The organism is Acinetobacter sp. ANC 4558, assembly GCF_002135375.1.
Classification (GTDB): domain Bacteria; phylum Pseudomonadota; class Gammaproteobacteria; order Pseudomonadales; family Moraxellaceae; genus Acinetobacter.
The window spans coordinates 20,933-33,347 of record NZ_NEGH01000006.1 but is presented as its reverse complement, the minus strand read 5'-3'; the positions used below and the strand labels follow the sequence as shown (position 1 = coordinate 33,347).

The following is a 12,415-nucleotide window of genomic DNA, read 5'->3' as shown; positions in this document are numbered from 1 at the left end:
CATTCCATTCACCCGCTCATTTCTATTTGAGCAAATGTTCTGTATTGAGCAAACTAAAGAGCCATTCGTATTGTGTTCCATTGCGACTAAACACGAATTTAAGCCCCTTAGGTAATACTTGTTGACCTGCATTATTTCTGTTTTCTAAACCATCATTTTTCGGCCAAATCATGAGTTCTTCAGGATCAAGCACAGTCATATTTAGCTCATCAACATTGTCTAGAAACACACTCTTTTCTGGCTTTTCATTATTATTTCTATTGAGGTTTTGATATCTTAAACGTGTAATCGATTTATTATCCTCATCATAACGATATTCAATGCGTTCAAAGGGTGGACGCCCTTGCAGCAACGGATCTACAACGCCAGATTTACTAAATGTTAAGTTTCCATTTTGCAAAACAAGCGCAGCTTCAACATTGTGGTTTACATTGGCTTTAATTGGTACTATCTGCACACTATCTTTTAATAAAATTTGATATGCTGTTTGCAATTCACCTAATACTTGTTCACGTTGTATATTACGCTCTTTCACATGTGCTACATGGTCAAAAACTTTCCATCCTAAAGCCGATAAAACAGCAAAGATCGCAATGGCAATCAATAATTCAATTAATGTAAAACCTTGTTTCATTTTTATCATTGATCATTCGACTCACGATAATTGAAAAAAGTTAAATCGGTTACACCATTTTCAACTTTACCTGTTTCAGTATTAAATAAACTTATTTGCATATCAATTCGCTGCACATTTTGACTGATCGTAGGTTGGCTATTTTTATCAATCTGCCAATCAACGCCTTGCTGTGACACTCGCTTAGATTCACTACCAGTCAACCATGCTTTATTAATTTCCATTTGTGCCTGTTCGTTAAGTGCAACAAATTGAGCTTTTGTTTTTAACTCTGATTGATAAGTCGATTGATTATATTGCGTTGCAACTTGTGTTAATGCCAAGGCTGCAATTGCAAAAATTGCTAATGCAATCATGACCTCTAACAAAGTAAATCCTTTAGTTTTCATGAATTTTACCCAAATAATCAATTTGGATTTCAGCCCCAACAGGCTGTTGATCATAATAAAATTGAACAATAGCAGGTTTTATTTCACCATTGCCTAACCAAATCAGCTTAGGTGCACGCTCATTCAGTAACTCTGTATTCTTAGCATTCGTAAAATCAAATTGAGTTGACTTTATTTGAATTAATACATTTTTAGGTAATTCACGTGCATTAAATCCAGAATACTTCGTCCACCTAGAATCTAAATTTGTGAGACCTGTAGCTTGTACATCTCCCTGCGGTTGATATTCAAGTACTTCATATTGATATGTATTACTTTCTATTGAAGGTTTTAATGATAATGCCAAAATTTTAGATTGATCTTGTGATTCACGCGCAATTCTTTGTAGATCTATCATTAAAATTTCACGTGCCTGCATCACCTTACGATGGTCTATTCCTGAAAAATTAACCAAAATAAGCGATGCAATAATCGCGACAATTACAATCACCACCATTAATTCTACTAAGGTAAAACCGTCTTGAGATGATTGCTTCATGACAATGCTCTTAAACCGCCTGATCTAAACTTTTATTTATAAACTGTTTTGGCAAAGCTAAAACTTGATCAATATAAGCAACTCTAAGGGTATCTCTAGACCCTAAGTAGCGTTGATAAAAACTTGAATTTAATATTGCTGCTGCACCATAGGTAATTGACCAGATTGAAGCCAAATAATCTCTGACACTCATTGTGCTTTGAATAGAATTCAAATAAATTTCTGTCATTCGTATAATCAGGCGTAAACGCTCTTTACGAACTTGATAAAGTTCATTAAATAATAAATTAATTCCCACACCTGTTGTAGATAAACGTTCTTCAATTTGATGAAATAACACCGTTCGCTCTGGATGATGAAGATGATGTAACATAAAAAAGGCTAAATGTTCTGAAAAACTTTTTTCTGCATCTTTAATCATTTCAAGTAACATCTTTTCATTACGAATAATCAACAATATATAAAGTTCATCTTTACTTTGAAAATGCTTATAAAGTGTACCCTTAGCTAAATCCAACTCTGCCGCCAAAGCATCCAAAGTCATTCCCGCTTCACCATTTTCAAGCAAAAGCTGCTCTGCAACTTGGAAAATTAATGTTTCTCTTGCTCTAAACTGAGCCTGCCGATCCATCTTCACTCTACAAACTCTCTTATTTGCTTATCCATATTTAATTTTACTTTTGTTGCAAGAGGTTTTCAAAATTACGCATCGTAATGAAAGCCATTTCCTCTAGAGACTTATCATATACGTCACTTAACGCTTTTGCCACATATGGAACATATTTGGGTTCATTGGTTTTACCTCGATAAGGTACTGGTGCCAAATATGGACTATCTGTTTCAATTAATACACGATCTAGTGGTACTTGCTTAGCAACATCTCTTAAATCTTGTGCATTTTTAAATGAAATAATGCCAGAAAATGAAACATAGTAGCCACAATCCAGTACTGCTTTTGCTGTTTCCCAATCTTCAGTAAAGCAATGTAAAATGCCATGCGTCGATTTTTCTGCACGAATAATATCAACGGTATCGTGTTTAGCTGAACGCGTATGGACCACAACTGGTTTTTTTACCTGCTGAGATGCGTGAATATGACGTGCAAAACACGCTTTTTGTTCTTGAACAAAATCAGTACTATGAAAATAATCCAAACCGGTTTCACCCAAAGCCCACACCTTATCAGCTTGAGCCAATTTAACTAAATAGTCAGTTGTCGCCTTTGCCATAACATCAGGATCTTCGCATGGATGCACACCAACAGTATATCCAACATCTTGATGTCGAGCAGCAATTTCAGACAACGCAATGTGATCATCTAAATTGACTGAAATCCCCATAAACTTAGATACACCAGCTATACGCGCTTGCTCTAAAGCCAGATCTAAATTTCCGTCATAGGGCGTTAGATCTAACATGGTTAAATGACAATGGGTATCTACAAACACAATATAATCCTACTTCACTCATTACACTACATAGTGTAACTACTCCGAGCGCTCGCTTTAATACCTGCAAGCAATTTTTCTGCTTCAACTTTGTAAAAAATACCTTCTTCACCTGATAACTGAATACCAAAACCTTGTGGTTTAACACCATTTTGTTTTTGCGAAATCCAAATCACTTTACCTTTCAGTAAAATTTCTTGATCATAATCTGGTAAAGTTGCGGAGACTGATACTTCCTCCCCCATCGTTACAATCTTCTTTGAAGGAATGAATAATCCACCACCAATCACATAAGGCATGTAACTATGATAAAGCGTTTCTTTGTCAGTTATATTAATTTGAATCACATCATGCATAATTTACCCCAAAAAACTTAATTTATATTCATTAATTTAATACATAATTGATCTAATACGAGATTACTTTGTACGTTCTGTTCGATCATTATTTTTGATTGTTGTAAGTCAGAATATATCGTGAATAGTGTATCGAGGGAATAATATTCTGCTAAATTTTTAAAATCTAAATCTACATTTTTTATATTTTGAAGCATTTTAAGACATACGACATCAGACAATAAGTACTCAAACATTTGCATAAAATCAGCGAAATTTAACTCTTTATTCCATTTCGTCGCAATTGCCAGTGGCATATTTTTTTGTGTCACCAACTTAAACCAATCTTGCAAAAAATCTTGCCGCTTTTCAAGCCATTTTTCATTTGCCAGTAAAATTGCTTGCAATGGCATTTGATTCGACAAATTTAACAACAATTGCTTTTTAACCTCTTCAACATCAGGTAAATGTTGTTGTAAAAATAGATCAAACTGTGTTTGGTCTATTCGATCTAAAGCAAAATGCTGTAAACGACTACGAATCGTGGCAGGTAATTTTAAATAATGCTCAGCTAACAAAATAATTATGACCCGTTCACCAGGTTCTTCCAAGGTTTTTAATAAGGCATTAGACGATGCAATATTTAAGGCCTCAGCAGGATTGATCACAATCACTCGCCATCCATCTACTGTTTGCTGAACAAAAGGCAATAAATCACGAATTTTTTCAATTTTTATTTTTGCATTTTGTTTTTTATTATCATCATCCGTACTAATGTAAACATAATTAGGATGCGTATCTGATTTCAACCATTGACAACTCCCACACGCACCGCAAGGTTGATTTTTTTCATGTCGATTGGCACATAACACCCATGTCAGAAATTGCAGCGCAAACGCTTCTTTACCACAGCCCTTTTTTCCATAAAAAAGCAACCCATGTCCAATTTCAGGAAATCGTGTCGTTAACGTATTCCAGATTTGTTGTTGCCATGGGTAAACTTGAGCAACTACTTCTTGCATGATGATCTCAAATTATTCAAATGAAGAAATATCCATCGTATTTAAACGATCCAAATCTTCTTGTGTATCTACGCCTGGCGGTAAGTTCGCTTGAGCAACGGCAATTGCAATTTGATGCCCATTTTCTAATATGCGTAACTGCTCAAGGCTTTCTAATTGTTCAAGTACACCCACGTCCCATGTCACATACTCTTGCAACAACTTAACGCGATAAGCATATAACCCTAAATGGCGATATGCTTGGGTATGTAATCTAGGTTCTGCAAGTTTCGCAGCATCTCGATCATAAGGAATAGTCGCTCGGCTAAAATATAAAGCTTGATTGTTTTTCGACATGACCACTTTTACAATACTGTCTCGCTGAAATTCTGCAAGTTCATGAATCGGTTCACATAAAGTTGACATTGAACATTCTGGATGATCTTCTAAAAGCTGTGAAACCTGTTGAACCAACAAGGCAGGCAACAAAGGCTCATCCCCCTGAACATTGACAATAATATCGCTGCTCGCCCAGCCTTTAATACGTGCAACTTCACTTAATCGATCGGTCCCAGATGGATGATTTTTTGATGTTAAAACAACATCTACATCTGCTTGATGGCAAATTTCCGCAATACGCTCATCATCTGTTGCAACACAAAGATCATCAAAACCTGCTACTTTTTTTGCTTGATCAACCACACGCAAAATCATGGCACGCCCATGAATTTCAAGTAATGGTTTACCTGGTAATCTTGAACTTGAAAACCGTGCCGGAATAACAATATGCTTCATATAATTGCCTAATTCAGTTGAATACCAAGTTGCTTGAGCTGCTTATCTAAAAGGGCATAGCATGCCTCAGATAGTACTGCCTCAACAGGAATAACCCATATCTCCCGTTGAAAATCTGGGTGTGCTTTAAGCAATGGTAAAAGCTTCACTGCATCTTTTTCAGTGGTAATAATGGGGCTTGCATCCTCAAATTCTAAATCATCAATTGCATAATCATAATGATCTGGAAATTCATGACATTGGAATTGATTTACACCAATAGACGCCAATGTTTGATAAAATCTTTGTGGAAAACCAATGCCCACCAATGCATAAAATTTTTGTTTCGCATTAAAAACCAACGTTTGCATGTCATTTAATAAATAAGGCTGTGTAACAGCCAAATGCATATGCAAGGAAGAGTTCGGTCTTGCGGCATGTTCAATAACAGTCGCTGACATCAACCGCGTTTTGGGTTCTCTCAAATACCCCTCAGGTAACAATTTTTCATTGCCCAAACCACGATTTTGATCTAAAACAATCCATTCCAGTTGTCGATTCAGTGCATAATGCTGCAATCCATCATCACAAATAATCAAATCTAAAGTATGTTTTGCAAGTAACAACTCAATATCTTTTTGACGATTAGAACCAACAGCCAGTGGTATTCCAGTAGACTGTACAATCAAACAAGGTTCATCTCCGACAGTATTTGGTGTCGCATCAAAGTCCACATAGGCTGGAAATGGTCCTTTACCCCCATAACCTCGACTGATGACACCAACACGAACATTACGTTTTTGCAAATAATTTACAAGTTGAATTAATAACGGAGTTTTGCCACTCCCACCGACAGTAATATTACCAATAACCATCACTGGAATGGGTGCAGTATAGGCTGACTTAATTCCTGAGCGATAAAGCTTTTTATTCAATAGTGAAATTGAACGATAAAGCAATGAAAGAGGTCTGAGCACAATTAACCATTTCGCTTGTTTTTGCCAAGCATTTTGAATCATTTGTGCAACTGACATGAATTAATGTTCCTCAAAGTTACGTTTATGCAATTGATAATATGCACCTTGGCAAACAATTAATTCTTCATGCGTTCCCATTTCAACAATTTCACCTTTATCCATAACGACAATACAATCTGCATTTTCAATTGTAGATAATCGATGCGCAATTACGATAGTAGTTCGGTCTTGCATTGCTGCATCAAATGCTTGTTGAATAAAATATTCAGACTCATTATCTAAAGCACTTGTTGCTTCATCTAAAATTAAAATAGGTGCATTTTTCAAAATTGCGCGTGCAATTGCGATACGTTGACGTTGACCACCTGAGAGGTTTAAGCCTTGTGCACCTAATGCCGTGTCGTACCCTTGCGGTAAAGACATAATAAAATCATGGGCATGTGCAGCCTTTGCTGCTGCAATAATATCGACTTCAGCGGCATTCTCTAATTGCCCATATGCAATATTTTCACGAACAGTTCGATTAAACAAGACAACCTGCTGATTTACCATTGCAATTTGAGAGCGTAAACAATTTAACTCAATATCTTGAATATCAAACTCATCTAATTTGATCTGGCCTGCACTGAGTTCCTGAAATCTGACCAACAAATTAACTAATGATGTCTTACCCGCACCTGAGCGACCAACCAGTGCAATCGTCTGACCTGCTTTTACCTCTAAACTAAAGTTTTTCACCGCTTGATGACCATCTTTATAAATTAAAGATGCGTGGTCAAAAACAATATTACCCTGTAAGACTGGTATTTCAGCGCCTGTATTCACTTCTTCATCTAAATCTAATAATTCAAATACAGAATGTGCCGCTGCAAGTCCTTTTTGTAATTTTTCATTTACTTCAGTTAAGGCTTTAATGGGTTTACTGAGCATACCTGCTGCCGTAATATAAGCCACAAACTGACCTGCACTGATGTCTCGTAATATTTCTGGTCTTAAAGCAATCCAAATAATAATAGCCAACGCAAAAGACATAATCAATTGTACAACAGGACTATTCAATTGAGAAATTGCCACCATTTTTAAACCACGTTTAAGGTTTTCCAAAGAGTGCTTTTTAAATCGATATTGCTCAAATTCTTGACCTGAAAATCCTTTAACAACTAGATTACCATTCACTGTTTCTTGTACAACATGGTTTACATCTCCCATTGTATCTTGTACTTGTATAGAGAGCTTACGCATGCGTTTTGCCGCTTTTCTAATTAAAAGACCGATTAATGGCGCAAAAATAAAAATGCATAATGTTAACCGCCAATTGGTATAAATTAAAAAGCCTAACAAGCCAATGGTAATTAAACCTTGTTGAATAATTGTTCTGAGTGAATCTGTTGTTGCATTCGTTAATTGGTCAACGTTATAAAGAATTTTTGCAGTAATGTGACCACTGGTATTATCTAAAAAATACTGGGAAGGTAATTTTAAAATTTTAGCAAATACTTCTTGTCGAACATTAAAGACCAAATTTCTTGAGATTACTGCCGTATAATAACCACCAATATAAGATCCTAATCCCCTAAAAAACATTAAAGCGACAACCAACAACGGAAACATCGTCGTAAAACTTCTGTCTTGTGTCTGAATTGCATCAATAATACTTTGAAGTAATTTGGCTACAGCAACTTCTGTCGCCGCACTAATTGAAAAGCCGACAATTACAATAACCATTAACCCGATAAACGGTTTTAAATATTTAAGTAAACGACGATAAACCTGAAGATCTTTCTTCACTAATTAACCTCAAGTTAAAAACTTAGCACGAACACAACCAAGCTGCTCTATAACATCTATTACACAAATTACATCTTGAACATAAACTTTGGCAACTATTGCAATAATAAACATTAAATCACGATATCTACTCGAGATTTGTTGAATTGCTGTATTTCGATCTAATGATGAAAAAAAACTAAAAGACCAACCAAAACGTAATCAAGTTTATGTGAATATTTACAATATGTGAACGATTAATTTTCATGATTTATTATTTGTGACTTCTCTTATAATCTTTGAATTAAAGGTTTAGTCATCACTTCACATATTTAAAGCTTAATAAATCATAAATCTATTACATCATCGTAACCGCTTTACGGTATAAAAGCGGTCAGCACAATTATTCAGGTAAGCAAATATTTAATATGCCATCCAACTCATCCAATGAATGATAATGAATGACCAGCTTACCTTTGCCTTGCTTATTGTAGTCAATTTTAACTTCAGCACTAAAACGCTCAGACAATTTTTGCGTTAATGTTTGAATATCAGCAGAGGTTTTAGGTTTCTCTTTTTCTGTTGGTTTTGGAGAAATTAAATCACGAACCAATTGTTCTGTTTGACGAACAGATAAACTTTTAGCAACCACAACCTCAGCCACTTTAAGTTGATCTTTCTCTTTCAGTGTTAAAATTGCACGTGCATGCCCCATGTCAAGTTGACCTTGTTGCATCAAATCTTTGACTGGATCGGTAAGTGACAATAACCGTAGCAGATTACTTACTGTTGTTCGTGCTTTTCCAACGGTATCAGCAATCTCTTGATGACTTAAACCAAATTCCTCATGAAAACGTTGCAAAGCCAAAGCTTGATCAATTGGATTTAAATCTTGTCTTTGAATATTCTCAATTAATGCGAGTGCAATGGCCACTTGATCTGGTAAATTTCTTACAATTGCAGGTATTTCACAGAGTCCTGCCAATTGTGCTGCTCGCCAACGACGCTCACCCGCAATTATCTCATAAGGATGCGACTCATCATCCACTGCGCGAATCACAATCGGTTGCATGATGCCATGTTTTTTAATCGATTCAGCAAGCTCACCTAAAGCTTCTTCATGAATAAAACGACGTGGTTGGTACTCACCACGTTTTAATAATTTCACATCAATTTGTTTCAGTTGTCCATGGTCTATCGCTTGAGCATCTAATTGAAGCTTCTCTTTTTGAATTGAACCAAGTAAGGCATCTAGACCACGTCCTTTAGCTAATCCGCGTTTTTTTATGGTCATGCTTACTGTCCCTTTTTCACTTTACTTTTCTTTAATATTTCAGCTGCTAAGTTTAAATATGCAACTGCACCCTTTGAGCTTTTTTCAAAATAAATAATGGGTAAACCATGTGCCGGTGCTTCTGCCAAACGTACATTACGTGGCACAACCGTATCATAAAGTTTATTACCAAAATATTGTTCTAACTCTTCTGAAACATCACGAGTCAACGCATTTCGCGGATCATACATTGTCCGTAAAACACCCATAATCTCCAATTCAGGATTTAAAGATTGTTGAATTCGATCAATTGTTTGCGTTAAATCTGCCAATCCTTCGAGCGCATAATACTCACATTGCATCGGAATAATCACCGCATGTACGGCAGATAAAGCATTGACTGTAATTAAGCTTAAACTCGGCGCGCAATCTACAATAATAAAATCATAGTCTTTTTCAATTTCTTTCAACGCTTCGCGTAAAATAAACTCTCGACCATCCTGCTCAGCAATAGCAAGCTCCACACCTGCTAAATCACGATTTGAACCTAAAATCTTATAACCAACTTCAGACTTTGTAATCGCAGATTGAATTGGCACTTCTCCAAGCAATACATCTGTAATTGAATACAATAAATCATTTTTTTGTATTCCAGACCCCATCGTGGCATTGCCTTGAGAATCCATATCTATCAATAAAATACGTTTCTTTAATACTGCTAAAGAGGCAGCTAAATTCACTGCTGTTGTGGTTTTTCCTACGCCACCTTTTTGATTCGCAATTGCAATAATTTGTGCCATGGTGACCCCAATCTCTAATTCTTAAATTTGTTTTAATAGAAGTAAATGACGTTGTTCATTTAATTGTGGAACCTTAAGCGCCACAACCTCACAGCTAAACTGATCTTTTAAAGCAAAGACTTCTTCTTCTGGTATCAATCCTTTCATTGATGCAATAATACTCTTTTCATGCATAAATGGTACGGATGCTGTAACAAAATCTGTTAAAGATGCAAATGCACGGCTTGTAATAACATCAAATTTCCCTAATGCTTCAATACTTTCAACACTTTCAACACGTGTTTGAACCGCAATGACATTTTCTAGTTTTAAATCTGCAATGAACTGCGTTAAAAACCGAATTTTCTTTCCATTTGAGTCGAGTAAAACACATTGGCGGTCTGGTTGGCAAAGAGCAATGATCATACCAGGCATTCCTCCGCCTGTACCAATATCAAGCAAACGTCCTTGTGGCAAATCTTTCAAAATACTCAAGCTGTCTAATAAATGCTTAATTAACATTTCTTTAGGATCGCGAATAGCCGTCAAGTTATATGCTTTATTCCAAAGCACCAATGCATCTTGATATTTTAAAAGTAAATTTAAAGTATCATCAGAAAGTGCTAGACCTAATGCCTGACTACCTGTTTTGAGTTCTTGAAAAAACGTATGCATGAACAATTAACGTCTCGATTGAATTAGATGAAAGTATACCGATTTATCATCGGTATCACACTATTGAGTGTTTAGCGAATACACACTTAAGCCAATTTACCCGTATGAATCGCCAAATCCAAGGTAGTTAATCGCTCAGGAGTCCCCACATCAACCCACTCACCTTGTAATTTTGAGGCTAAAATCTTGCCATCTTGCATTGCTTGCTTTAACAATGGTGCCAATGGACGCTTACCATTTTCTAGATCAGTGAATAACTGAGGATGAATTACCGAAATACCACTAAAAGTTAAATTCTCCCCTAACTGGTTTTGATCAAATGTGTATGCTTTTTGATTTAATAAAGTAAAATCCCCCAAAGGATGTTGTTCAGGGTTTTCAACCAAAACCAAATGCGCCAAATGATCTTGCAAATGAACGTCACATAAGATTGAAAAATCCATGGATGTCCATACATCACCATTAATTAGGATAAATGGTTCCTTACCTAATAATGGAAGTGCATTAATAATACCACCCGCTGTTTCCAAGCCCTCACCTTCATGAGACCAAAGAATATTCACACCAAATTGATGACCATCACCCAAGGCAGCAACCAACTTATCACTTAACCAAGCCGTATTAATCACAATATCAGTAATGCCACATTTTTTGAGTTTCTCAATATGCCAAACAATGAGAGGCTTCCCTCCCACTTCCAATAACGGTTTAGGCGTATGCAACGTCAAAGGGCGCATCCGATTTCCCAACCCTGCCGCAAGAATCATGGCTTTCATTCAACAACAACCTCATATACACCATATTTTTCTTCGAATTTTGGCATAACAACGGAAATAAGAAATGCCACAAAAGGTTGAAGTTCTTCATAAGGTCGGCTTTCTTCGAGCACATACCACATCACTCTTGGTAAATCTTTTAAATAGCCTGCTTTTCCATCACGCTCGAACAGTCGAACAAAAATACCCAAAATTTTAATATGACGTTGTACTGCCATAAAATCCGCATCTTTTTTAAATTGTTCAAAACTACGATCTACTTTTGCAGCATCAGGAAGTAATTGATAAAACACTTCGAACCATTGATATACACGTGCAGGACTCCACTGTACATAGGCATCACGTGTAATAGAGATTAAGTCGTAAGTGTCTGCACCAATCACAGCATCTTGAAAATCGATAACCCCTAAATCGGTCTCACCTTCAATTTTCATTAAGTTACGACTATGAAAATCTCGATGCACAATCACGTCAGGTTGCGCCAATGCTGCATTTGCAAGTATGGCAAAGGTTCGCTTAATTAAAGCACTTTGTTCCGTGCTCAGTTGAATATTGAGAGAAGGAAGCATCCACTGTGTAAACAATTCCATTTCCGAGATTAATTTCTCATAACTATATGCTGGAAAATGCCCTTGTCCAGAAATGCTCTGCAATTGCACTAACTGATTGAAACTTTGCGCATAATATGCATCTACTGTATCGTGATTTAATAAAGTAGAAAGCAATATATCTCCAAAATCCTCTAACAATAAGAAACCTTGCTCCAAATCTTTTGCAATAATATGCGGCACTCGCACCTTATTTTGATCAAAAAATTCATCAATCGTCACAAAAGGTACACAATCTTCTCGATCAGGAGGTGCATCCATGAGCATAAATGTTTTATTATTCAGGTTGATTCGCGCATAACGACGGAAACTTGCATCGCCTGCTAAAAAATTAATTTCAAACTGATCAGAACCAAGTACAGTTGTTATCCAGTTTTGGATAGATTGTTCACGTTGTGTAGTCATTTGCGATAAATTCTATTTACAGGCCGAGTTTTTAAA

15 protein-coding genes are annotated in these 12,415 nt (G+C 36.2%); all 15 read right to left on the bottom strand.

What is annotated here, in order from left to right; all coding sequences use genetic code 11:
* Nucleotides 1–22: 22 nt before the first annotated feature.
* Nucleotides 23–643: a type II secretion system minor pseudopilin GspJ gene (gene gspJ, locus B9T31_RS08600; protein WP_416202529.1), complete on the bottom strand. Its 621-nt coding sequence runs from the start codon at nucleotides 641–643 to the stop codon at nucleotides 23–25.
* The gene (gspI, locus tag B9T31_RS08595) at nucleotides 640–1,023 is read right to left on the bottom strand and encodes a type II secretion system minor pseudopilin GspI (RefSeq protein ID WP_086181550.1); all 384 of its coding nucleotides are present in this window, start codon (nucleotides 1,021–1,023) and stop codon (nucleotides 640–642) included. The genes gspJ and gspI overlap by 4 nt, the downstream gene beginning before the upstream one ends.
* Entirely contained in the window at nucleotides 1,013–1,561 is a 549-nt protein-coding gene (locus tag B9T31_RS08590; protein WP_086181549.1) for a prepilin-type N-terminal cleavage/methylation domain-containing protein, read from the bottom strand. Before B9T31_RS08590 ends, gspI begins: the two co-directional genes overlap by 11 nt.
* A gap of 10 nt (nucleotides 1,562–1,571) precedes the next feature.
* Nucleotides 1,572–2,192, bottom strand: coding sequence for a TetR/AcrR family transcriptional regulator (locus B9T31_RS08585; RefSeq protein ID WP_086181548.1), 621 nt, complete (start codon nucleotides 2,190–2,192; stop codon nucleotides 1,572–1,574).
* Nucleotides 2,193–2,235: 43 nt separating this feature from the next.
* The gene (locus B9T31_RS08580) at nucleotides 2,236–3,009 is read right to left on the bottom strand and encodes a TatD family hydrolase (RefSeq protein ID WP_086181547.1); all 774 of its coding nucleotides are present in this window, start codon (nucleotides 3,007–3,009) and stop codon (nucleotides 2,236–2,238) included.
* Nucleotides 3,010–3,035: 26 nt separating this feature from the next.
* On the bottom strand, nucleotides 3,036–3,365 hold the full coding sequence (locus B9T31_RS08575) for a PilZ domain-containing protein (RefSeq protein WP_086181546.1): 330 nt from the start codon (nucleotides 3,363–3,365) through the stop codon (nucleotides 3,036–3,038).
* Nucleotides 3,366–3,382: 17 nt separating this feature from the next.
* Nucleotides 3,383–4,366 (bottom strand): DNA polymerase III subunit delta', encoded by a 984-nt coding sequence (locus tag B9T31_RS08570; RefSeq protein WP_416202528.1) that lies wholly within the window; start codon nucleotides 4,364–4,366, stop codon nucleotides 3,383–3,385.
* Nucleotides 4,367–4,378: 12 nt separating this feature from the next.
* Nucleotides 4,379–5,140, bottom strand: a complete 762-nt coding sequence (gene kdsB / locus B9T31_RS08565) for a 3-deoxy-manno-octulosonate cytidylyltransferase (RefSeq protein WP_086181544.1) — start codon at nucleotides 5,138–5,140, stop codon at nucleotides 4,379–4,381.
* Nucleotides 5,141–5,148: 8 nt separating this feature from the next.
* Complete coding sequence (gene lpxK / locus B9T31_RS08560; RefSeq protein ID WP_086181543.1) at nucleotides 5,149–6,153, bottom strand: tetraacyldisaccharide 4'-kinase; 1,005 nt, start codon at nucleotides 6,151–6,153, stop codon at nucleotides 5,149–5,151.
* 3 nt (nucleotides 6,154–6,156) lie between these two features.
* The gene (gene msbA, locus B9T31_RS08555; protein WP_086181542.1) at nucleotides 6,157–7,884 is read right to left on the bottom strand and encodes a lipid A export permease/ATP-binding protein MsbA; all 1,728 of its coding nucleotides are present in this window, start codon (nucleotides 7,882–7,884) and stop codon (nucleotides 6,157–6,159) included.
* Nucleotides 7,885–8,266: 382 nt separating this feature from the next.
* Nucleotides 8,267–9,157, bottom strand: coding sequence for a ParB/RepB/Spo0J family partition protein (locus B9T31_RS08550; RefSeq protein ID WP_086181541.1), 891 nt, complete (start codon nucleotides 9,155–9,157; stop codon nucleotides 8,267–8,269).
* 2 nt (nucleotides 9,158–9,159) lie between these two features.
* A complete protein-coding gene (locus tag B9T31_RS08545) occupies nucleotides 9,160–9,936 on the bottom strand; it encodes a ParA family protein (protein ID WP_086181540.1) in 777 nt (258 codons plus the stop codon).
* Between the two features lie 21 nt (nucleotides 9,937–9,957).
* Nucleotides 9,958–10,590 carry a 16S rRNA (guanine(527)-N(7))-methyltransferase RsmG gene (gene rsmG / locus B9T31_RS08540; RefSeq protein ID WP_086181539.1) on the bottom strand — a complete coding sequence of 211 codons (633 nt, stop codon included), beginning with the start codon at nucleotides 10,588–10,590 and terminating at the stop codon, nucleotides 9,958–9,960.
* A gap of 86 nt (nucleotides 10,591–10,676) precedes the next feature.
* Complete coding sequence (gene murU, locus B9T31_RS08535; RefSeq protein ID WP_086181538.1) at nucleotides 10,677–11,366, bottom strand: N-acetylmuramate alpha-1-phosphate uridylyltransferase MurU; 690 nt, start codon at nucleotides 11,364–11,366, stop codon at nucleotides 10,677–10,679.
* Nucleotides 11,363–12,379, bottom strand: coding sequence for an aminoglycoside phosphotransferase family protein (locus B9T31_RS08530; protein WP_086181537.1), 1,017 nt, complete (start codon nucleotides 12,377–12,379; stop codon nucleotides 11,363–11,365). The genes murU and B9T31_RS08530 overlap by 4 nt, the downstream gene beginning before the upstream one ends.
* Between the last annotated feature and the right edge of the window lie 36 nt (nucleotides 12,380–12,415).

What these genes read in the sequence shown, in the direction of transcription:
- gspJ (WP_416202529.1), bottom strand. Translation starts at nt 643, where the DNA reads ATGATAAAAATGAAACAAGGTTTTACATTAATTGAATTATTGATTGCC.
- gspI (WP_086181550.1), bottom strand. Translation starts at nt 1,023, where the DNA reads ATGAAAACTAAAGGATTTACTTTGTTAGAGGTCATGATTGCATTAGCA.
- B9T31_RS08590 (WP_086181549.1), bottom strand. Translation starts at nt 1,561, where the DNA reads ATGAAGCAATCATCTCAAGACGGTTTTACCTTAGTAGAATTAATGGTG.
- B9T31_RS08585 (WP_086181548.1), bottom strand. Translation starts at nt 2,192, where the DNA reads ATGGATCGGCAGGCTCAGTTTAGAGCAAGAGAAACATTAATTTTCCAA.
- B9T31_RS08575 (WP_086181546.1), bottom strand. Translation starts at nt 3,365, where the DNA reads ATGCATGATGTGATTCAAATTAATATAACTGACAAAGAAACGCTTTAT.
- B9T31_RS08570 (WP_416202528.1), bottom strand. Translation starts at nt 4,366, where the DNA reads ATGCAAGAAGTAGTTGCTCAAGTTTACCCATGGCAACAACAAATCTGG.
- kdsB (WP_086181544.1), bottom strand. Translation starts at nt 5,140, where the DNA reads ATGAAGCATATTGTTATTCCGGCACGGTTTTCAAGTTCAAGATTACCA.
- lpxK (WP_086181543.1), bottom strand. Translation starts at nt 6,153, where the DNA reads ATGTCAGTTGCACAAATGATTCAAAATGCTTGGCAAAAACAAGCGAAA.
- B9T31_RS08550 (WP_086181541.1), bottom strand. Translation starts at nt 9,157, where the DNA reads ATGACCATAAAAAAACGCGGATTAGCTAAAGGACGTGGTCTAGATGCC.
- B9T31_RS08545 (WP_086181540.1), bottom strand. Translation starts at nt 9,936, where the DNA reads ATGGCACAAATTATTGCAATTGCGAATCAAAAAGGTGGCGTAGGAAAA.
- rsmG (WP_086181539.1), bottom strand. Translation starts at nt 10,590, where the DNA reads ATGCATACGTTTTTTCAAGAACTCAAAACAGGTAGTCAGGCATTAGGT.
- murU (WP_086181538.1), bottom strand. Translation starts at nt 11,366, where the DNA reads ATGAAAGCCATGATTCTTGCGGCAGGGTTGGGAAATCGGATGCGCCCT.
- B9T31_RS08530 (WP_086181537.1), bottom strand. Translation starts at nt 12,379, where the DNA reads ATGACTACACAACGTGAACAATCTATCCAAAACTGGATAACAACTGTA.